17 protein-coding genes and 1 riboswitch are annotated in these 20628 nt (G+C 65.5%); of the genes, 8 read left to right on the top strand and 9 right to left on the bottom strand.

Annotated elements, in window-relative coordinates; translation table 11 throughout:
* Positions 1–74: 74 nt before the first annotated feature.
* From ACIQLF_RS00225 to ACIQLF_RS00205, 5 genes are all read left to right on the top strand, one after another.
* Entirely contained in the window at positions 75–884 is an 810-nt protein-coding gene (locus ACIQLF_RS00225) for an enoyl-CoA hydratase/isomerase family protein (RefSeq protein ID WP_400293565.1), read from the top strand.
* The gene (locus ACIQLF_RS00220) at positions 884–1687 is read left to right on the top strand and encodes an alpha/beta hydrolase family protein (RefSeq protein ID WP_400293563.1); all 804 of its coding nucleotides are present in this window, start codon (positions 884–886) and stop codon (positions 1685–1687) included. The genes ACIQLF_RS00225 and ACIQLF_RS00220 overlap by 1 nt, the downstream gene beginning before the upstream one ends.
* 74 nt (positions 1688–1761) lie before the next feature.
* Positions 1762–2673: a carbohydrate kinase gene (locus ACIQLF_RS00215; RefSeq protein ID WP_400293562.1), complete on the top strand. Its 912-nt coding sequence runs from the start codon at positions 1762–1764 to the stop codon at positions 2671–2673.
* 20 nt (positions 2674–2693) lie between these two features.
* Positions 2694–3518 (top strand): HAD family hydrolase, encoded by an 825-nt coding sequence (locus ACIQLF_RS00210; RefSeq protein WP_400293560.1) that lies wholly within the window; start codon positions 2694–2696, stop codon positions 3516–3518.
* 45 nt (positions 3519–3563) lie between these two features.
* Complete coding sequence (locus tag ACIQLF_RS00205; protein WP_400293559.1) at positions 3564–4379, top strand: glycerophosphodiester phosphodiesterase; 816 nt, start codon at positions 3564–3566, stop codon at positions 4377–4379.
* Positions 4380–4404: 25 nt separating this feature from the next.
* On the opposite strand, the gene ACIQLF_RS00200 is transcribed toward ACIQLF_RS00205, so the two are convergent.
* Positions 4405–5262, bottom strand: coding sequence for a hypothetical protein (locus tag ACIQLF_RS00200; RefSeq protein WP_400293557.1), 858 nt, complete (start codon positions 5260–5262; stop codon positions 4405–4407).
* 430 nt (positions 5263–5692) lie between these two features.
* Here ACIQLF_RS00200 and ACIQLF_RS00195 point away from each other — a divergent pair, with 430 nt between their 5' ends.
* A complete protein-coding gene (locus ACIQLF_RS00195) occupies positions 5693–8956 on the top strand; it encodes an HAD-IA family hydrolase (RefSeq protein WP_400293555.1) in 3264 nt (1087 codons plus the stop codon).
* Between the two features lie 70 nt (positions 8957–9026).
* Here ACIQLF_RS00195 and ACIQLF_RS00190 read toward each other — a convergent pair whose 3' ends face one another.
* The 4 genes from ACIQLF_RS00190 to thiM all read right to left on the bottom strand — a co-directional run bounded on the left by ACIQLF_RS00190 (position 9027) and on the right by thiM (position 13422).
* Entirely contained in the window at positions 9027–10352 is a 1326-nt protein-coding gene (locus ACIQLF_RS00190; protein WP_400293553.1) for a uracil-xanthine permease family protein, read from the bottom strand.
* Between the two features lie 99 nt (positions 10353–10451).
* A complete protein-coding gene (gene thiD / locus ACIQLF_RS00185) occupies positions 10452–11936 on the bottom strand; it encodes a bifunctional hydroxymethylpyrimidine kinase/phosphomethylpyrimidine kinase (protein ID WP_400293552.1) in 1485 nt (494 codons plus the stop codon).
* Positions 11933–12604 carry a thiamine phosphate synthase gene (thiE, locus tag ACIQLF_RS00180; RefSeq protein ID WP_400293550.1) on the bottom strand — a complete coding sequence of 224 codons (672 nt, stop codon included), beginning with the start codon at positions 12602–12604 and terminating at the stop codon, positions 11933–11935. The genes thiD and thiE overlap by 4 nt, the downstream gene beginning before the upstream one ends.
* A complete protein-coding gene (gene thiM, locus ACIQLF_RS00175; RefSeq protein ID WP_400293548.1) occupies positions 12604–13422 on the bottom strand; it encodes a hydroxyethylthiazole kinase in 819 nt (272 codons plus the stop codon). Before thiM ends, thiE begins: the two co-directional genes overlap by 1 nt.
* A riboswitch (TPP riboswitch) is annotated at positions 13414–13515 on the bottom strand. Its footprint overlaps the gene before it by 9 nt.
* A gap of 121 nt (positions 13516–13636) precedes the next feature.
* On the opposite strand from thiM, the gene ACIQLF_RS00170 reads away from it, so the two are divergent.
* Positions 13637–15100, top strand: a complete 1464-nt coding sequence (locus ACIQLF_RS00170; RefSeq protein WP_400293546.1) for an aldehyde dehydrogenase family protein — start codon at positions 13637–13639, stop codon at positions 15098–15100.
* Positions 15101–15194: 94 nt separating this feature from the next.
* Here ACIQLF_RS00170 and pgm read toward each other — a convergent pair whose 3' ends face one another.
* Genes pgm through ACIQLF_RS00155 form a run of 3 tightly spaced genes read right to left on the bottom strand, consistent with a single transcriptional unit; the run spans position 15195 to position 18358 of the window.
* On the bottom strand, positions 15195–16832 hold the full coding sequence (pgm, locus tag ACIQLF_RS00165) for a phosphoglucomutase (alpha-D-glucose-1,6-bisphosphate-dependent) (RefSeq protein WP_400293544.1): 1638 nt from the start codon (positions 16830–16832) through the stop codon (positions 15195–15197).
* Between the two features lie 37 nt (positions 16833–16869).
* Positions 16870–17169: a hypothetical protein gene (locus ACIQLF_RS00160; RefSeq protein WP_400293543.1), complete on the bottom strand. Its 300-nt coding sequence runs from the start codon at positions 17167–17169 to the stop codon at positions 16870–16872.
* A 4-nt stretch (positions 17170–17173) separates the two neighbouring features.
* Positions 17174–18358, bottom strand: coding sequence for a M4 family metallopeptidase (locus ACIQLF_RS00155; protein ID WP_400293541.1), 1185 nt, complete (start codon positions 18356–18358; stop codon positions 17174–17176).
* 122 nt (positions 18359–18480) lie between these two features.
* Between ACIQLF_RS00155 and ACIQLF_RS00150 the strand changes: the two genes are divergently transcribed.
* Positions 18481–19041 (top strand): DUF4190 domain-containing protein, encoded by a 561-nt coding sequence (locus tag ACIQLF_RS00150; RefSeq protein ID WP_400293539.1) that lies wholly within the window; start codon positions 18481–18483, stop codon positions 19039–19041.
* Between the two features lie 100 nt (positions 19042–19141).
* Here the strand turns inward: ACIQLF_RS00150 and ACIQLF_RS00145 are convergent, their stop codons facing one another.
* A complete protein-coding gene (locus tag ACIQLF_RS00145; RefSeq protein WP_400293538.1) occupies positions 19142–20599 on the bottom strand; it encodes a peptide MFS transporter in 1458 nt (485 codons plus the stop codon).
* Positions 20600–20628 lie beyond the last annotated feature (29 nt).

The following is a 20628-nucleotide window of genomic DNA, read 5'->3' as shown; positions in this document are numbered from 1 at the left end:
CGCCGGGGCGGAATCCTTGCGTTCACACCGCTCGTGAGACGCTGGGATGAGATACCAATCACAAGGGAGTGTACGTGGACTTCGGAACCTATCAGACCCTGCTAGTTGAAAAGCACGGCAACGCGTTGTTGGTGACCATCAACCAGCCCGAGTCGCTCAACGCCCTGGCTGCAGCTGTCGTCGAAGACCTGCACGCGCTGACGGGCGTGCTGGGCGGGATCGGGCGCGATGCCCAGTGGCCGGTGCGCGGCGTGATCATCACAGGGGCAGGTGAGAAGTCGTTCGTGGCCGGCGCAAACATCCTGGAAATGAACTCCATGGATGCTGCCGGCGCCGCGGCGTACGGGCGCCGCATGCACGAGGTGACCCTGCGCATTGAAGCGTTGCCTGTGCCCGTCATCGCCGCAGTCAACGGCTTTGCGCTCGGCGGAGGCTGCGAACTGGCAATGGCCTGCGACTTCCTCTACGCCTCGGCCAATGCAAGCTTCGGCCAGCCCGAAGTGAACCTTGGCCTGGTTCCCGGCTTCGGCGGTTCGGTACGGCTGCAACAGCGGGTGGGCATCGGCATGGCCCGAGAACTGATCTACACCGGCCGCCGCATCAAGTCCGCAGAGGCGTTGCGCATCGGCCTGGTCAACCAGGTCTTCGAAGACGTTGAATCGCTCCTGGCCGGAGCGAAGAACACGATCGAGGAAATCGCCGCCAAGGCACCCACCGCCGTGTCCAATGCAAAAGACGCAATCAACGAGATTGCGGGCCTGAATGTTGCGGACGGGCTCGAAGCAGAGGTCCGATCCTTCATGAAGGCGTTCGAGACCGCCGATTCGGTGGAGGGACGCGCGGCATTCGTTGCAAAGCGGGCCCCGGAGTTCCCGGGGCGCTAGTGGAATCCGCATACACACCACAACGCTTCGACTACGGGGACCACCCAAGCCAGTATGCCGAACTATGGGTGCCCGACGCGCGGAAACATACCGCAATCGCGATCATCATCCACGGCGGCTTTTGGCGACAGGCATACGGCGCCGAGTACGGCCGCCCCTTGGCAAGTGATCTGCGCGATCGGGGCTACGTGGTGTGGAACCTCGAGTACCGTCGCACCAATGGCGGCGACGGCGGATGGCCAGAAACCTTCCTCGATGTCGCCGCGGGGTTGGATGGGCTGGAATCCGCGCTCGAATCATCGGGTCTTGAACCTGGCCCACGGGTGGGTATCGGACACTCCGCCGGCGGCCACTTAGCGCTGTGGGCGGCCGGCAGGCACCTGCTGCCACCTGCCGCCCCGGGCGCTCTCCCGGAAACCCTGCGGTGCCTCGACGCCGTGATTTCCCAGGCAGGGGTGCTCGATCTTGCCCTGGCGGAATCCTTGGCCCTGAGCGACCATGCCGCGAGGCTCCTGATGCGCTGCACTCCCGAGGAAGATCCCGTGCGCTGGCAGTGGGCGGATCCGGCGGATCGCATTTCGCCGGGCATTCCGCTGCTGATGTTGCATGGCACCACGGACGAGGATGTTCCCGTGGAACTTGGCAGGTCCTTTGCCCGGCGGGCCATGGCCGCAGGGGGCCCCGTGGACTACCTTGAATTCGAGGGAGACCATTACGGTCTCATCACCCCGGGTGACAAGGCCTGGGAAATGTGTGTCGAGGGGCTCGGCGCTTTGGAAGCCAACGGGCTCGGTGGCGAGTAGTCGCACAAGAACCCGAGTTCGAGGGCGCTTGAACGGTATATTGAAGGCTCAAAACAATTCGTAAGGAGAAGGATGTGCTAACGGTCATTGGCGAAGCCTTGGTCGACGTGCTTTCGGGCGGGATAAGCGCACCACGTTCCTTCGTCGGGGGCAGCCCGCTGAACGTTGCCGTTGGCCTGGCGCGTTTGGGTCACCCCGTCACTTTCATTGGCCGTTGGGGTTCAGACGAATACGGCAGAATGATCCAGCAGCAGCTGAGCACCAACAACGTGCAGCACATCTGCGGCGAAGACGGGCACTCGACCTCCACCGCACGCGGCATCCTAGACCCCGTCGGGGCAGCCAGCTACAGCTTCGACCTACTGTGGGACCTGCCGCCGATCGCCCCGGACACACCGGGGCTGGCCGACGCCCAGGTGGTCCATACCGGATCCCTGGCGACCATGGTCGAACCCGGCGCGCAGAAGGTGCTTCGGCTCATCGAACGGGCGCGTCCGCACGCCACAATCTCGTACGACCCGAACATCCGGCCCTCGCTGATCACCGACCATTCCGAGGCCGTGGCAAAGGTCGAACGATTTGTCGCCCTCGCCGACGTGGTCCGGGCCTCGGATTCCGATTTGGAATGGCTCTACCCGCAACGCAGCGTTGAAGACACCGCTGCGGCATGGCTGGAGCTGGGTCCGGCGATGGTTGTGGCGACCTATGGTTCACGCGGCCCATGGGGCCTTGTGGCTTCGGGCACGGCGCGTGCGGCGGCCCCGTTGGTCGATGTCGCCGACACCGTGGGCGCCGGGGATTCCTTCATATCCGCGATGATCTCGGCCCTTGCGGACCGCGGATTGCTTGGCAGCGGACAGCGGGAGAAGCTCCACAAGTTGGACACGGGCACCCTCGAACAGATTCTCGACTACGCTGCAAGGGCTGCGGCCATCACCGTTTCGCGGGCAGGGGCGAATCCGCCGTTCCGCGAAGAAATCCGCTAGCGGGAAGGGCTCCACGTCTCATGCGTGTGCGTTTGATCGCCAGCGACTTGGATGGAACCATTATTCGCGAGGACGGAACCATTTCCGTACGCACCATCGAAGCGTTTCACAGGGCCCGTGAGCGTGGAATCAGCATCGTATTCGTCACTGGCCGCCCTTTTCGGTGGCTGGAACCGGTGCGCGAGGCATTTGGGCATCTGGGAACCGTGATCTGTTCAAACGGGGCAGTCCTTTACGACCTTGAACAAGAGAAGCTGCTCTGGGCACAGACCATAGACGTCGACGTCCTTCAACGCACCCGCGAAATCATCACGAAGGCCGAACCCACGGCAACGTTCGCCGCCGAAACCACGGGCGGTCTGCACCTTGAAGAGGGATTCGCCGAACCCCACGAGCTGGAACTCATTTCACGATTTGAGCGCCTCGATCTGCGGTCCACCCTGCTCCACGAGCAGGGTGTGGTGAAGTTCCTGGCCAAGTCGCGCACGCGAAGCTCCGATGATTTCATGGCGGCCGTGGCGGACGAGTTGACCTCCCTGGTCACGGTGACCCATTCGGCGCAGAATGTTTCGCTTTTGGAAATGGCCCACGTCAAGATCAACAAATCCGTGGCACTTGCGAACTACGCCAAGGAACTGGGGATCGATGCCAGTGAGGTCGCGGCCTTCGGAGACATGCCCAACGACCAGGAAATGCTTGCCTGGGCCGGCTACAGCTATGCAATGGCATCTGGGCACCGGACAGCGCTGGACGCGGCGAGCTACCAGGCCCCGGGCGTCGAGGACGACGGCGTGGCCCAGATCATTGAAACCATCCTGGACTCTCCCGAACCCCCGGTGTCCTAGCTCCGGCCGGAACCGTCAGCCCAGCACAAAACCAAAGGCACGTTCATGAACACATCCCGCGTCGGCTCGGCACCGTATTTGTTGAACATCCCGGGCGGAAAGCTTCAGGGCCAGCCGCTGGCATTCTCACACCGCGGGTTTGCGCCCGACGGCGAGGAAAACACGCTCAAGGCATTCCATGCCGCCTACGACTTAGGGTTCCGCTACCTCGAAACCGACGTGCACACCAGTCGCGATGGCGTGCTCATGGTCTTCCACGACGAAACCCTGCAACGGTTGACCGGTGCGGCGGGCCACATCGCAGACCTCAGCGCCGCCGAGATCAGGGAACTTCGCGTGGCGGGGGAGCCCATCCCCACCTTTGAGGAATTGCTCCTGGAGTTCCCGCTGGCGCATTTCAACGTGGACGTGAAGGACCAGCCAAGCGCGCAACGGCTGGCTGCCGTCATCGAGCGACACGGGGCTCACGACCGGGTCCTGGTCGCATCGTTCCTTGGCCGGCGCCGCATATCCACCCAGCGCCTCCTGAGCCGTCCGGTGGCCACGAGCCCGGGGGTGCTGGGGGTTGCTGCGGCAACCATGCTGGGAAAGCTGGTTCGGCTGCCGCATCGGGGGCTAGGCGTTTTTGCCGCACTGCAGGTCCCCGAATCCCATGGAAAATTCCCGGTTGTGACTAAATCATTCGTGCGCCATGCGCACGAAGCCGGAATCCAGGTCCATGTCTGGGTCGTCAACGATGCCATCGGCATGCACAGGTTGCTGGATCTGGGCGTCGACGGCATCATGAGCGACCGTGCGGACATCCTGGCCACGGTCATGCGCGAGCGCGGACACTGGCCGCAGCAGGCCCCAGCGAACTAAAGCCCGGGGCGATTGGCCGGAGTTGCTAGAGGGTTGGCATGGCCAATACGGCCAGTGGTTCCAAGGCTCGCGGGGCCCAGCGCCGCATTTCGGCCGTTTCCGCGTCGGCCAGCAGCCTCAGCCAAGTCTCGTGGATGTGCAGTGGCGCGATCCTTAAGGCGGGTGCAACAAGCTCGTATAGTTCATCGGGCGTTCCGTAGTCGGCCCACTCGGTCAGGTACGCGCCAATTGCCTGCATGATGCGCGGGTCGTCGGACTCGGCCCGAAAATCAATGCACATTCGATCGATGGCCCGGCCCAGCGACGCAAAAGGGTGCGCCCAGTGGGCGTCGGACAAGTTCAACAGCCGCGGCGCCGCTGTTTCATCAGTGGGCACGAACGCCCGGCGCAGATCGAACGATCCGTGCTCGAGGCTGAGCGGAATGGGTCCGGCATCCAGCAGCTGGCAGGCCTGCTCGATTTCCCCGAAGACCTCAAACGCGTGGTCGGCATCGCGGGCAGGTATCCCCAGCGGGTGCTCTGCCGGCAGCGAGGCATGCAACAGCAAGGCATTGTTGAATTCTTCCGGCAGCCATTGGGGATCCATGATCTGCAGTCCGGCATCAAACAACGTCTCCTCGTAGGGCACGAGAGTTCTTTGCAGCCGTCCCAAGGAACCCAACGCGCGAGCCCAAAGCTCCGGCGTCGGAGCCAGCTCGTCGAGGGTTGCGCCGTAGTCCGGGCTGAGCATCCAGCCGCGCTCGGGGTCAATGGCCATGGGCATCACCAGCTGTTCCGGAGCCAAGCTGGCGGCCGCCGCGGTCAGCCGGGCCTCAAAGAGCTGTCCGGGTGCCAGCGCCTTGAAGAAAAGCTGTCCGGCATCGGTGTGGACCCGGACATGCATGGAGCGAATGGATGGAATACCCGCTTGAATAGGAGATATGCGTTTGATCGCATATGTCTCGCATGCCATGTCAATCCATTCTTCAACATCGGATTGCCATTCTTCTTCCGCCCACGTCTTCATCCACTCAGCCACCCATACATCGTATCGAGAGAACCGTCGACTTTTCTGTGAGGTTGGCCATCAACGCGTGTTTGGGCTGGTGGGAGGCCGCCCAGTCACGGGGCGGCAGCGCGTTTTACGCATGGCGTATACAAACATTCATCGAATTTTCAGGACCATTACAGTCATTTTGTGCTTCCCGCACAGTGCGTTTGGTTAGGCTTGGCCTACCTCCGAATCGAGGACCCCCAAGTCATTCCTTGACTTGTTGATCGCGTGATCCTAGCGTTCGAGGTGCTTCGATCGACACGGAACGGATGATCTCAATATGCGTGAACCCTTCGCCCCCGCCGTGCCTTATCGGCACCGTGATTTCAAGGCTGTGCTCTTTGATCTGGATGGGGTTTTGACGCCCACTGCCGAGGTCCACCGAGAAGCCTGGCAGCAGTTGTTCGATGATTTCTTTACCTCGTTGGGCGAGACGCGGGCCTATACGGAGGATGACTACTTCGGGCTCGTGGACGGACGCCCGCGCTACGAGGGTGTTGCCGCAGTCCTGCAGGACCGCGGCATCGACCTGCCGTGGGGCCATGAAACCGACGCCCCGGGGCAGGCATCGGTGTGCTCGCTGGGCAATCGCAAGAACGACGTATTCCGTGCCATCTTGCACGAACAGGGCATCGCGCCATACCCGGGCTCGATGGACTACCTGCGGCAGATCCAGGAAGCAGGCCTGGACGTTGCTGTCGTGTCTTCATCGCGGAATGCCGAAGACGTCCTGGAGGCTGCGGGCCTGCGCAATGAATTCAGTGTCGTGATTGGCGGGCTCCAGGCATCCCGGCGGGGCCTGCCTGGAAAACCTGCCCCGGATACATTCAAGGCGGCCGCCCTTGACCTCGGGTGGTCAGTCAACGAATGCGTGATCATCGAGGATGCCATTTCCGGTGTCCAAGCCGGTGCTGCGGGCGGTTTCGGATTGGTAGTTGGGGTTGCCCGCGACCAACCGGCAGAAGCGCTGCGCGAGGCCGGCGCGGATGTGGTCGTCGGCGATCTCAGCGAGCTCGTCGGCAAAAAAGCCAGGGACGCCTGGAATCTGGACTCCTGGTCCTACAGCCGGGAGCATCCGCGACCAGCCGACCCCTCTGTGGAACAAACCGTTTTCGCACTTGGCAACGGCTTCCTGGGCATGCGCGGAAATTCGCTGGGAATCGGTGACTGCGTCAAGGGGATGTTCATCAATGGACTACACGAGACCTGGAAAATCCGGCATGCAGAGTCCGCCTTTGGCCTGGCGGAAACCGGGCAGACGATGGTTGCCGCACCGGATGCCCGAACCGTTCGCGTCTACATCAACGACGAAGCCCTGGAAATCGGCCGGACTGAGATCCTGAAGGATGACCTCCGGCTCGACTTCAAGGACGGAACGCTTATCTCAGACACCCTGTGGCGAACGGCAGAGGGCCATCGCGTCTCCGTTCGAACCCGCAGCATGGTTTCCTTTTCCGAACGGCACCTGGCCTTGTTCCGCATCAGCATCAGATTGCTCGATGCCCCGGCACACGTCTTCGTGCAGTCCACATTGATCGGGCAGGCCACGGGAACTCCGGTGATCACCCCGGCCGAGGCAGACGCAGGAGAAGTCGCCTTCGATCCGCGGAAAAAGGAAGATAGCGGAGAAGAAAGCCTCCAGCCGGGCGGCACCTACGACGACGGGGAGATCGAGGCCCTCAGCTACTACGTCAAGGGTTCACACATGTCGGTGGCAACGGCGATGCAGCACGTCATCAGGGTCGCCGGCGGTGAACCGGAAATCGAGAAGACCCACGTGGTCACCGATGACAAGGCGGAATGCAACGTCTCGGTCTACATGGACCGGGACCAGGCCCTGCACATGGACAAATTCGCCACCTACCATAGCTCGCGCCGCCACACCACGGAGGAAATGACCACCCGGGGCGTCCGGGCGCTGAAGCACCTGGTCCCACGCGGAGCCGACGACCTCTTCTGGAAGCAACGCGCGTTCCTGAGCGAGTTTTGGTCCCATGCCGATGTGGTCGTGGACGCCGATCCGCTCCTGCAGCGAGCGATCCGCTGGAACCTTTTCCAATTGGCGCAAGCCTCGGCCCGCGCCGACGGCATGGGGATCTCCGCAAAGGGCGTGTCAGGAGACGGCTACAGCGGCCACTACTTCTGGGACACGGAAATCTATGTGCTGCCGTTCCTGACCTATACCAACCCGCAATGGGCCCGCAACGCCCTGAGGGCCCGCGTGAGCATGATCCCGGCAGCGCGCCGGCGCGCAGCAACGCTCAACGAGCACGGCATCCTCTTCCCCTGGCGCACCATCAATGGCGAGGAAGCCAGCGCCTACTATCCAGCGGGAACGGCGCAGTATCACATCAATGCGGACGTGGTTTATTCATTGGCCAGGTACGTGCGGGCCAGCGGAGACTCCGGCCTGATGCTCAACGGCGGCGCCGAAATCGTCGTGGAGACGGCACGGCTTTGGAACTCCCTGGGTTTCTGGCGCGACAGCTCCAACGGGCCCAGCTTCCACATCCACGGAGTGACGGGTCCCGACGAGTACACGGCGGTGGTCAACGACAACACCTTCACCAACGTCATGGCCCGCTTCAACCTGCACTACGCTGTGCGGCTCATGGGCTACCTGGCCGACGAGTTTCCCGCGGACTACGCACGCATCACCGGCGAACTTTCGCTGACCCGGGACGAAATCGACCAGTGGCTGAGGGCCGCGGATGCCATGCACATCCCGTTCTCCGAATCGGTGGGGATCCACCCGCAGGATGCGGGCTTCCTCAACCGCGAGGTGTGGAACGTGGCGGGAACCCCTGCCAGCCACCGCCCCCTGCTGCTGCACTACCACCCGCTGGTGATCTACCGGTTCCAGGTGCTGAAGCAGGCCGACACCGTGATGGCGCTGTGGCTGCGCTCCTCGGATTTCAGCGACGAGGAAAAGCGGGCGGACTTCGACTACTACGACCCGCTGACCACCGGGGATTCAACGCTTTCGGCCACGGTGCAGTCAATCCTGGCCGCCGAGGTCGGTTACCGGGACCTGGCCTACGAGTACTTTGAGCATGCCCTGAACGTGGACCTGAAAAATCTGCACGGGAACACCGCGGACGGGGTCCACGTGGCTTCCACCGGCGGTGTCTGGGCCGCCCTGGTCCATGGATTCGCCGGCCTGCGCGACGACACGGGGGAGCTGAGGTTCGACCCCCGGCTGCCGATCGGCTGGAATGCCTTGGAGTTTTCCCTGCGGTGGAGCGAAAACCGGGTCCGTTTCCGGGTGGAACCGGATGTCTTCACGGCGGAACTCACCGCCGAATCGAACGACAGCGAGTTGCCCGTGACGTTCTTCGTGCGCGGCACGGAGTACGCCCTGGCGCGGGAAACCCCGCGCCTGGACATCCCGCTGCAGGGCCAGGGACCATTGCTGGATGGCGCGCCCACCATTGACGCGGTGTTCGCCATGCAGCGGGAGGATGGATCGCCGCTGACCTCCAGCATCAAGAAGCTGACGGTCGAAGAGGAACTCCAGGCAGAGCCGCCGATCGTGGTCAACTGAACTGCAAAACGCATGGAGCCCGGCAAAGGATCCAACTGGACCTTTTGCCGGGCTTCGCGCCTTTGCGTCGTCAGCCGATCTTCGAGTGGGTGGCGCCGCCGATTTCCTCGGTGTCGGTCGGCTCCGTGCCGCGGGCACGGGCGATGGCGCGCATCAGGTGGAAGACCACCAGGGTGGCCGCGGTGCCCAGCGCGATGCCGCCGAAGGACATGGTGCCGATCGAGAGCACGTTGGTGCCGAAGAGCGCGATCGCGATGATCAGGCCGGTGCCGGCCGTCATCAGGTTGATCGGGTTGGAGAAGTCGACCTTGTTCTGCACCCAGAGCCGGGCGCCGACGATCGCGATCATGCCGTAGAGCACGATGCCGGCGCCGCCGGCCACGCCGGCGGGGATGGTGTTGATCAGCACGCCGAACTTCGGCAGGAACGCCAGGGCGATGGCGACCATGCCGGCAATCCAGTAGGCGGCCGTCGAGTAGACGCGCGAGGAGGCCATGACGCCGATGTTCTCCGCGTAGGTGGTGGTGCCGGAGCCGCCGCCGAAGCCGGCGATCACTGTCGCGGCGCCGTCGGCCATCAGTGCGCGGCCGTTCACGTCGTCAAGTTCCTTGCCGGTCATCAGCGCCACGGTCTTCACGTGGCCGACGTTCTCGGCGATCAGCACGAACACCACGGGCAGGAACAATGTGAGGGTGTCCAGGTGGAAGGTGGGTGTGGAGAAGTGCGGCAGCCCGATCCAGGGGGCGTCGCCGATCTTCGAGAAGTCGACCTGCCCCTGCGCCCAGGCCACCAGGTAGCCGACGATGATGCCCAGCAGGATGGACAGGCGCCCGAGCATGCCGCGGAAGAACACCGTGGACACGACGATCGCAAGCACCGTGGCAAAGGTGGTCAGCGGGACTTCTGTGATCTTCTCGGTGGTGGTGGTGGCCAGGTTCAGCCCGATCAGCGCGACGATGGTGCCCATGACCACCGGCGGCATCAACGCGTGGATCCAGCCGGTGCCGGCCTTCTGCACGATGAGCCCCACGATGAACAGGCAGGCGCCGGCCATCACGATCCCGCCGAGTGCCCCGCCCATCCCGCGCGTGGCCATCGCCCCGGTGACGGGCGCAATGAACGCGAAGGAGGAACCCAGGTAGCTGGGCACCCGGCCCGCGGTGATGAGCAGGAACAGCAGGGTGCCCAGGCCCGTGAACAGCAGCGTGGTGGTGACCGGGAAGCCGGTGATCGTCGGCACGAGCACCGTGGCGCCGAACATGGCCATGACGTGCTGGACGCCCACCCCGATGGTCTGCGGCCAGGCCAGACGCTCGTCGGGCGCCACCGCGGTGCCCGGGGTGATGGTCTTGCCGTTGCCGTGCAGTTTCCAGCCAATGCCGAATCGGTTGCTCATGGGTGCCTTCCGGGCGCGAGAGTTCAAGATGGGTGGTGCCAAACGGGTAACACGAAGAACGAAACGACGGGAAACCCGTTTGGCATTTTACCCACCGGTTCAGCGATCGGCACCCTGGCGGTCGGCGGCCGTCTGCGCGAAGAAGTGCAGCTCGTGGGCGCTGGAAGCCTCGAAGGCCGTCCACATGTCCCGGCGCGTCCGCGCGTCCGCCGCGTCGAAGAGCGTCCGGCAGACCTCGATGGCCTGGGCCGTCGACTTGTCGAACTCGGGGGAGGAGTAAGTGGACAGCCAGTCGTTGTACGGGTGGGCGGCGTGGTTCGCCGCGGCCAGCCGCGAGCCGACGTCCTGGTAGATCCAGAAACACGGAAGCAGGGCCGCCACCAGCACCGCGTAGTCGTTGGAGCACGACACCAGGTGGTTCAGGTAGGCGGTGGTGGTGCCGCTGGGTTCCGGCACACGCTCCTGAAGCCGCCCGCGGTGCAGCGTGAGTTCCTCCTCCAGGCAGCCGCTGGCGTTCGCCGCCCAGAACCGCTGGTCCTCGGTGGCCGGTGCCAGCTCGGAGGCCCGGGACATGACCCGCGCATAGGTGCGCAGGTACAGGGAGTCCTGCCCCAGGTAGTCCTCGAAGTCGGCACGCTCCAGCGTTCCGTCCTTCAGCCCGCGGATGAAGGCGAGGTCGTCGATTCCCCCGCGGATGGATTCGATCGCTTCCCACCACAGCCACATGGAGTCGTCGGCGGTGGCCAGCGGTTCGCCGGCCCAGAACGAACCCAGGTGGTTGATCGGGCCGTTCCCGCTGCCGACCCGCAGCTGGTCGGCCCCGGCGATCGCGGCGGTCAGCCAGCACTTGGACGCGATGAGCGACTCGACCCAGTCGCCGGTCCGCGCGTAGTGCGTGGCCAGGGCCGAGGAGAAGGAACACCCGGTGCCGTGGGTGTTCCGGGTGTCAAGGCGTGGGGAGACGACCTCGTGCAGCACCCCGTCGGCGTCGATGAGCGCATCGGGGCAGTCGGACCCGGCCAGGTGGCCGCCTTTGGCCAGCACCAGCACCGAATAGGTCGCGGCGACCTGCCGAGCCTGGGAAATGACCTCTTCCCAGGTCGTTGCGACCTCCGCGCGGGCGATGACGGCCAGCTCGGGGATGTTCGGGGTCAGCACGTCGGCGTGTTCCATGAGCCGGCGCAGGGCGTCCTCGGCGTCGGCGTCGAGCAGCCTGTCGCCGCTGGTGGCGATCATGACAGGGTCAAGGACCACCGGAACCGGGGCAGACAGGCGCGTTGCGGCCAGCCAGTCGGTGAGCGTGTCGATGATCCCGACGTTTGCCAGCATGCCGATCTTGATGGCGTCGATGGCCACGTCGTCGGACACGGCAAGCAGCTGTTCGCCCAGGAATTGCGCCGGCGGCACATGGACGGCCCGCACCCCGTGCGTGTTTTGGGCGGTGAGCGCGCTGATGACGGCCATCCCGTAGCCGCCGCAGGCGCCAATCGACTTCAGGTCGGCCTGGATGCCGGCGCCGCCGGAGGGGTCGGAACCGGCAATGGACAGGATGTTCTTGATGTCTTGCGTGAGGTCTTCGCTCATCGGGATGCCCCTGCCCAGGCGGCTTCCCACGTTGTGAGCAGTTCGGCGCTGGCCGCCTGCGGGTCCTCCGCCGAGCAGATGGCGCGGACCACGGCCATGCCGGCGGCCCCGCCGTCGACGATGCCGTCGATGTCGACCAATCCGAGGCCGCCGATGGCCACGCACGGCAGCGTGCTTTGGCCGACCGCGCGGGCCAGGCCCGCATGGCCGAGTGGTTCGGGATGGTCCTTCTTGGTGGGGGTCGCGTGGACCGCCCCGACGCCCAGGTAGTCGATGGTTCCGGGGAAGCGGGCGTTGAGCTCGCTGGCTGCGGCGATTTGCGCGTCCTTTGAGGCGCTCAGGCCCAGCACCGCATCGGGGCCGATCAGCGCACGGACCAGTTCGGCGGGGATGTCGGACTGGCCGATGTGTACGCCCTGCACGCTGGCACCCGAAGCTCGGGCGGCCAGGTACACGTCGACGCGGTCGTTGACCAGCAGGTCGGCCCGTCCCTCTGTGTGCACGGAGGACTTGCGGACCACCTCCAGGAATTCGGCCGCAGGCATGTCCTTGCAACGCAGCTGGACCGTCTTGACGCCGCCGGCGACAGCCGCGGCAATGATTTCGTCCAGCGGCCGGCCGGCGGTCGAGGCCGAATCGGCAACCAGGTAAACGCTGAGATCCCGCATCAGGAAAGCACCGCCTTTTCCATCAGTTCCTGCGGGCCGACCAGGGCCAACGCATCGAGGAAGTTCACCGCGAAGGAGCCGGGCCCGTTGCTGAGCAGTTCCGCGCGCTCGGCGGCTGCCGAGTAGAACGCGTGCGCCGCGACCGTCGCGACCAGCGCGTCGTCGTGGACGGCAACGAATGCGGCACAGATGGCACCGAGGGCGCAGCCGCCACCGGTCACGCGCGTCAGCAGGCTGCTGCCGCCGTGCACCAGCACGGTCCGGGCGCCGTCGGTCACCAGGTCCCGTGGACCGGAAACCGCGACCACGGCTCCGGTGCGCAGGGCCAGGGAGCGGGCGTGGGAGGCTGCGGATTCCACCGAGTCCGTCGACTCGACCCCGCGGCCGCCGGTGCCGGACTCCGCCAGCACCATGATTTCGGAGGCGTTGCCGCGGATGACGGTCGGGTTCAGCCCGCGCAGCTCGAAGGCCAGCTCGGTGCGGACCCGCAGGGCCCCCACGGCCACCGGGTCCAGCACCCACGGCGTGCCCGCGGCGTTGGCGGCGGCGACGGCCTCAAGGGCTCCGGCGCGCTGTTCGGCGTAGGGGGTTCCCAGATTGACGAGGGTTCCGGAGGCGATCGCGGCAAAGTCGCCGGCCTCCCCGGGCAGGTCGGCCATGGCCGGCGAGGCGCCGGCGGCCAGCAGCACATTGGCCGTGAAATTGGTGACCACAGTGTTGGTGATGCACTGGATCAGGGGGGTGGAGGCGCGCAGGGCCGACACGCAGTCGGCCAGCTCGCCGGGGCTTACAACAAATGAAGGCGCAATGGATTCCATTAGCAACATCCCTCCGCTAGTACGAACTAGATCAGGTGCGACGGGTCTTATCTCAGTTGGTGCGCATGCGCGCCAACACCCCGTGTCACTAAGCGCGAGCCTACCCCACGGTCGGGCCCTCGGTGCAACTACATTTCCTCCGCCGGCGTTTCGGGTCAGGCCCGCCGGGCGCGGCAGGCTGTCGGAGCAGGCGGCCGCGCCGTAGGCTCTGGGTATGGGCATTTTTCCTTACACTTCCGAACCCGTGGCTCCCCTGGAGAGCGCGGCGTCGAACGAGCTTGAGCTACCCCGTGTCGTCGCGGAGAATCCGGCAAGGATCGTCGAGATCGTCGACGCCATGCACGACGTGGTGGCCACGCGCCTGGCGCACCCGAGGCGCTTCAGGGCATCGCAGCTCAAGGCCCTGGAACGCATGCTGGATGCGCACCAGCAGGACTTCATCGATGCGCTGGCCGACGACCTGGGCAAGGGCGCGGTCGAGGCGAAGCTGACCGAAATCGACATGGTGCGCGCCGAGATCGACCACGCCCAGCTGCACCTTTCGGAGTGGATGGAATCCAAGGCGGTGAAGATCCCGCTGGCGCTGCACCCCGCGGCGGCCAAGATCGAGCCGCAGCCGCTCGGCGTGGTGCTCATCATCGGCGCCTGGAACTACCCGCTGCAGCTCATGCTGGCCCCGCTGGTTGCCGCCATCGCCGCGGGCAACGTGGCGGTGCTCAAGCCCTCGGAGCTGGCCCCCGCCACGTCGATCGCGCTGGGGAAGCTGATCCCGCAGTTCCTGGACCAGCGTGCCTACGCGGTGGTCCAGGGCGGCGCCGGCACCAGCAAGGTCCTTCTGGAGCAGCAGTTCGACCACATCTTCTACACCGGCGGGGAAAAGGTCGGGCGGATCGTGGCCCGTGCCGCGGCCGAACACCTGACGCCCGTCACCCTTGAACTGGGCGGCAAGTCCCCGGCCGTGGTGATGGACGGATCCCACGCGGCCGTCGCCCGTCGCCTGGCCTACGGCAAGTTCATGAACGCGGGCCAGACCTGCGTGGCGCCCGACTACGTGCTGGCCGTCGGGAATGCGGCCGAGACCCTGGAAAAGCAGCTGGCCAAGGCCATCACCGGGTTCTACGGAAAGTCCCCGTTGGAGAGCCGCGACTACGGGCGGATCGTCAACCGGGCGCACTTCAACAGGCTCGTCTCCTACCTGGAGCAGGGGGAAGTGGTGATCGGCGGCGGATACGACGAGGCGACGCTGAAGATCGAACCCACGGTGATGATCAACGTCGATCCGGATTCCCCGCTCATGCAGGAGGAAATCTTCGGGCCGATCCTGCCGATCATGAAGGTCGAGAGCTTCGACGCTGCGGTGCGCTTCATCAACTCGCGCCCCAACCCGCTGGCCGCCTACCTGTTCAGCGAGAACCCGCGCCTGCAGTCGTCCTTCGGCGACCAGGTGCGTGCCGGGGCGATCGTGCACAACGCCCCGAACCTGCACCTTGCGGTGCCGTCGCTTCCCTTCGGCGGGGTCGGGGCCTCCGGCATGGGTTCCTACCACGGCCGCCACGGCTTCGAGCGGCTCTCGCAGATGCGCCCGGTCATGGTCAAGACCGCGGTGGTCGACACGCTCAAGGCGATCTACCCGCCGTACACCTGGGCGAAGAGCAAGATCATCGACAGGCTGCTCTAGCCCAACCAGAAGCAGCCCAACCAAAAACAGGCGCACCAAAAAACCGGCGGCCGGCGGGAATCCATGTCGATTCCCGCCGGCCGTTTAGCGGTTTCTAGCCGAGCACCGAATCAACGATCGTCTTGGCCTCGGCCTGCACCCGGGCCAAGTGTTCGTCGCCGAGGAAGGACTCCGCGTAGATCTTGTAGACGTCCTCGGTGCCCGACGGGCGCGCCGCGAACCAGGCGTTTTCGGTGGTGACCTTCAGGCCGCCGATCTTCGCCCCGTTGCCCGGGGCCTCGGTCAGCCGCGCCGTGATGGGTTCGCCGGCAAGCTCGTCGGCCGTGACGTCGGTTGCCGACAGGCTGCCGAGCTTTGCCTTCTGCTCGCGGGTGGCCGGGGCGTCGATGCGCGCGTAGCTGGGCGCCCCGTGGGTTTCGGCCAGGCGTGCGTAGTGCACCGACGGGGTGGAACCCGTGGTTGCCGTGATTTCGCTGGCCAGCAGGGACATGATGATGCCGTCCTTGTCGGTGGTCCAGGTGGTGCCGTCGTGGCGCAGGAACGATGCGCCGGCGGATTCCTCGCCGCCGAAGGCGCCCGAGCCGTCCAGCAGACCCGGCACGAACCACTTGAAGCCCACCGGGACCTCCACCAGCTTGCGGCCGAGGTCCGCGGCGACGCGGTCGATCATGGAGGAGGACACAAGGGTCTTGCCGATCGAGGCGTCCTTGGACCAGCCGCTGCGGTTGGAGTACAGGTACTCGATGGCCACGGCCAGGAAGTGGTTCGGGTTCATCAGCCCGGCATCCGGGGTGACGATGCCGTGGCGGTCGGCGTCGGCGTCGTTGCCCGTGGCGATGTCGAAGGAATTGCGCTGTGCAATCAGTGAGGCCATGGCGGAGGCCGAGGAGCAGTCCATGCGGATCTTGCCGTCGGTGTCCAGCGACATGAACGCAAAGCGCGGGTCGACCTGGGTGTTCACGACGGTGAGGTCGATCCTGTGGGTTTCGGCGATCGCGGCCCAGTAGTCGACCGAGGCCCCGCCCATCGGGTCGGCGCCGATGCGCACGCCCGCGTTGCGGATCGCGTCCAGGTCCAGCACCGAGGGCAGGTCGTTGACGTAGGAGGCCATGAAGTCGAAGGCACCGATCTTGCCGGTCAACCGGGCGGCGCCCAAGGAGGTCCGCTTCACGCCGCGCAGCCCGTTGGCCAGCAGCTCGTTGGCGCGGTCGGCGATCCAGGAGGTGGCGTCGGTGTCCGCGGGGCCGCCGTGCGGCGGGTTGTACTTCAGGCCGCCGTCGGCCGGCGGATTGTGCGACGGGGTGATGAGGATGCCGTCCGCGCGGGCGGCCGCAGGGTCGGCATTGTGGGTGAGGACCGCGTGGCTGAGCGCCGGGGTGGGGGTCCAGCCGTTGCGCGCATCGGCCAGGATCGCCACGCCGTTTCCGGCGAGAACCTCCAGGACGGTGTCCTGGGCCGGGTCCGAGAGCGCGTGGGTGTCCTTGCCCACGAAGACCGGCCCGGTGATCTTTTGCCCGGCCCGGTACTCGACGATGGCCTGGGTAATCGCGGCAATGTGGTCCTCGTTGAAGGACCCGTTCAGCGAGGAGCCGCGGTGCCCGGAGGTCCCGAAGACCACCTTCTGGGCGGGGTCGGCCGCATCCGGGTGGATCGAGAAGTAGGCGTCGCGAACCGCGGAAAGGTCGATCAGGTCATGGGGCATTGCCGGGCTGCCGGCTCGGGGGTGAGACATGAACCAATATTCTCATGCAGCGCCCGGCGCCGCCCGGTCAATGGGCCGTCTTGATCACGTGTTCGGCCAGTAGACGGGCGGGCCCGGTCAACAGGGAGTCCGGAACCCGGTGGTCCTCACCGTCGATGGACAGGAACCAGTTGAAGGCGTCGCGGACCTGGCCGGCGTCCTCTTCGGCGTCGAGGCGGCGAAGCTGTTCCAGTGCCCCGAGCGCCAGCCGGACCCAGGGTTCGTCCTCCGGCGGCGAATCGTGGACATGAAGCTCGAGGACGCCGGCGCGGGAAATGCCCGCAACCCCGCCGCTGCGCCTCACCTGCACCGTAAATAGGTCGTTCATGGTTTCACGCGGCTTCTTGTTCGTCCTTGAATTGGGGAACCACTCCCACGCCGTCCCAGGCCGCGGCCAGCGCCTTGTCCTCCGCGGATCCGACGCCGTAGTCCCGGCGGGCCTGCAGGAGTGTCTGCGCCGCAAAGGTCGCGAAGGTTGAATCCTCCGGAAGCGACCGGGTGACGATGACGTTGAACCACACCGACCCGGCACGTTCCCACGCGTGGCCGCCCAGCGCCGTGGCAAACAGGTAAAACGCGTGGTTGGGAATGCCCGAGTTCAGGTGCACGCCGCCGGAGTCTTCCTTGGTGTGGATGTAGGAGTCCATGTGGGACGGCTGCGGGTCGCGGCCCATGATGGGGTCGTCGTAGGCGGTGCCGGGCGCCGCCATGGATCGCAGCGCCTTGGCGTTCACCCGAGGGTGGAACAGGCCCTTGCCGATGAGCCAGCTGGCATCGGCGGCCTCCTCGCCGGCGACGAATTGTTCAACGAGTGCACCCAGGACATCGGCAATGGATTCGTTCAACGCCCCGGACTGGCCGTGGTACTTGAAATTCGTCGTGTACTGCAGCAGTCCGTGGCCCAGTTCGTGGGCGATGACGCTGAGCGAGGAGGTGAAGGAATTGAAGATCTCCCCGTCCCCGTCGCCCATGACCATTTGCGTGCCGTCCCAGAACGCGTTGTCGTACTCGTGGCCGTAGTGCACGGTGCCGCGCAACGCCATGCCCGCTCCGTCCAAGCTGGACCGCTTGAACTGGTCGGCAAGGAAATCATGGACGGCGCCGAGCCCGTCATAGGCCCGGTTGACGTCGCCGTCGTCGACCGGGGCGTCGCCCTCGGACCGGACCAATGCGCCGGGGGTCACCTCGATCCCCTGTGCATCGCTGATCGTGCGCTGCAGGCGCCCGGACGGTTCGATCAGAATTGTCCGGGGCGGGGTTTCCGCAAGCTGCCGTTCGTGGCGCAAGGCCTGGTCCAGCAGGAGCGTTTGCCTGGCGCGGGCGGCAATCCGGGTGCGCGTCTCCGGTCCGACGGGGTCGGCGTCCTCGCCGAGCGGTGCACGGGCAATGAAATCCCGCATCGATGCCGGGGCTTCCCAGGCGCCGTCGCATGCGGCCATGGAGGCCAGCAGGTACGGCGGAACCGCCCGGTGTTGGCTGTGGTCGTTCAAGGTTTTCTTCATGGTTCTCTTGGCCATGCAGCCAACTCTTCCACCGCATCCTGAGCGGCGGGTGTGAACGTGCTGTGGCCGGCGAGTGGATAAGGTGGAGGATGAAACCGCGTGCGAAGGCCGCTCGTGGTTGGTGTTGGGAGTAGGCCATGCAGGACCCCAAGGACGCGAAGAACAACGACGGCAACGAGCCGTCCTTTGCCGATCCCCACGATCCCCGGTGGTCGCAGGGCCCCCAGTCGGCACCGGCACCCACACCGGCACCCACACCGGCACCGGGCAACCAGCCGGGCCCGGGCCGGAATCCGTACCAGGACCAGCCGCTGTACGCCCCGCCGGGAACCCCGCAGAACCCGTACCTGAACCAGGCGCCCCACGCGCCCCAGGCAAATCCGCAGGCCGGCCCCTATGCGCAACAGCAGCCGATTTACCAGCAGCCGATGAACCACTCATCCATGGCAGGCGTTTCAAACGTCCTGGGCATCATCTCGATGGTGGCGGGCATCCTCGGCCTGGTCACCGGCGGCGTGCTGTTGCTGCCCCAGCTGGCCGCCGTCGTGTGCGGGCACCTGTCGCTGCGCCGCGAAAAGCCCCGCCGCGGCTTTGCCATTGCCGGTCTGATCACTGGCTACCTGGTCCTGGCCGGCGGGTTCTTGGTCGTCGCCGGATCCTTGGCGGCGGTTGCGGGCAACGCAACCCTCGGCTTCTAGGCGACGTAGGGGAGGTGCTCCGGCCCTCCCCGGGAAAACAAAAATGGTGGTCTTGCCTTTCGGCAAAACCACCATTTCTTGTTGGAGCTTGGTGCGCTGACTAGCGAACCTCGCCCATCAGCTTCTTGAGCGGACGTGCGCCGATGGCCAGGGCCACGGCCAGCACGATCGCGGTTCCGCCAAGGGCCAGGAAGTACGTGATCTCGTTGCCCTCGGTGTAGAAGCCGGCCAGGATGCCGGCCAGGGTGGTGCCCAGGGAAATGGACAGGAAGAACAGCGCGATCATCTGCGTGCCGAAGACGGCCGGGGCCAGCTTGGTGGTCACCGACTGGCCGATCGGGCTCAGCAGCAGCTCGGCCAGGGTGCAGAGCAGCAGGATGCCGACCAGCGCCATCAGCGGGGTCTTCTCGAAGGACTCAAGCGGGATGAAGGCCAGGAATGCCAGGCCCACGATGAACAGCGAGAGCGCGAACTTGATGACGGTGCCCGGCTGGCGGGTGCCCATCTTGGTCCACATCGCGGCGAAGGCCGCGGCCAGGATGATGATGAAGACCGGGTTGATCGACTGGACCCACGAGGCGGGAACTTCCCAGCCGAACAGGGTGCGGTCCAGGCGCTCCTCCGAGTACACGGCGATGAAGGTGAACTGCTGCTGGAACAGCGCCCAGAACGCGGCCGAGGCGATGTACAGCGGGATGAAGGCCAGCACGTGCTTGCGCTCGGTGCTCGTGATGCGCTTGGAGCGCAGCATGATCGTGAAGTAGACGACCGAGGCGATGATGACCGCGTAGGCGATGGTCATGGCCAGGGTTTCGACGGTGACGATCTTCAACGCGAAGAGCGCCACGACGACGGCGATGAACGCGGCGACGATCCAGACGTACTTCATGCGTTCGTTGGCCGGCAACGGGTTGATGACCTGGTGGACCGAGGCCGGCAGGTTCTTGCGGCCCATCATGTAGATGGCGACGCCGATGGCCATGCCGACCGCGGCGGCGGCGAAGCCGACGTGGAAGCCCCAGGACTTCTGCAGGAAGCCGGTCAGGATCGGGCCGAGGAAACCGCCGATGTTGACGCCCATGTAGAAGATGGAGAAGCCTGCATCGCGGCGGGTGTCTTCCTTGGAGTACAGCGAACCGACAAGCGCGGTGGCGTTGGCCTTCAGGCCGCCGGAGCCGATGGCCACGAGGACCAAGCCGACGGCCAGTCCCGCTGCGCCGGGGATCACGGCGAGGCCGACGTGGCCGGCCATGATCATGAATGCCGCATACAGCAGGACCTTTTCGGACCCGAGGATGCGGTCGGCGACCCAGGCGCCGAGGATGGTGCTCAGGTAGACGGCGCCACCGTAGGCGCCGACGAGGGAGAGCGCCAGTTCCTTGGGAAGCCCGAGTCCGCCTTCTGCAATGGAGAAGTACATGTAGTACGCGAGGATCGCTTGCATGCCGTAGAAGGAGAAGCGTTCCCACATCTCGATGCTGAAGAGATTCGCCAGCGTGCGGGGGTGACCGAAGAAACCAGTCGAGGACTGGTCCTTAGACAGGGTGGATGTAGACATGCTTCAATTTTTCGCCTGTGAGGCGCGTC

It is taken from the genome of Paeniglutamicibacter sp. NPDC091659, assembly GCF_044756805.1.
In the GTDB taxonomy this organism is placed as follows: Bacteria; Actinomycetota; Actinomycetes; order Actinomycetales; family Micrococcaceae; genus Paeniglutamicibacter.
Note: the sequence above shows the minus strand (reverse complement) of the source record. Positions and strands in the feature narration are given on the sequence as shown.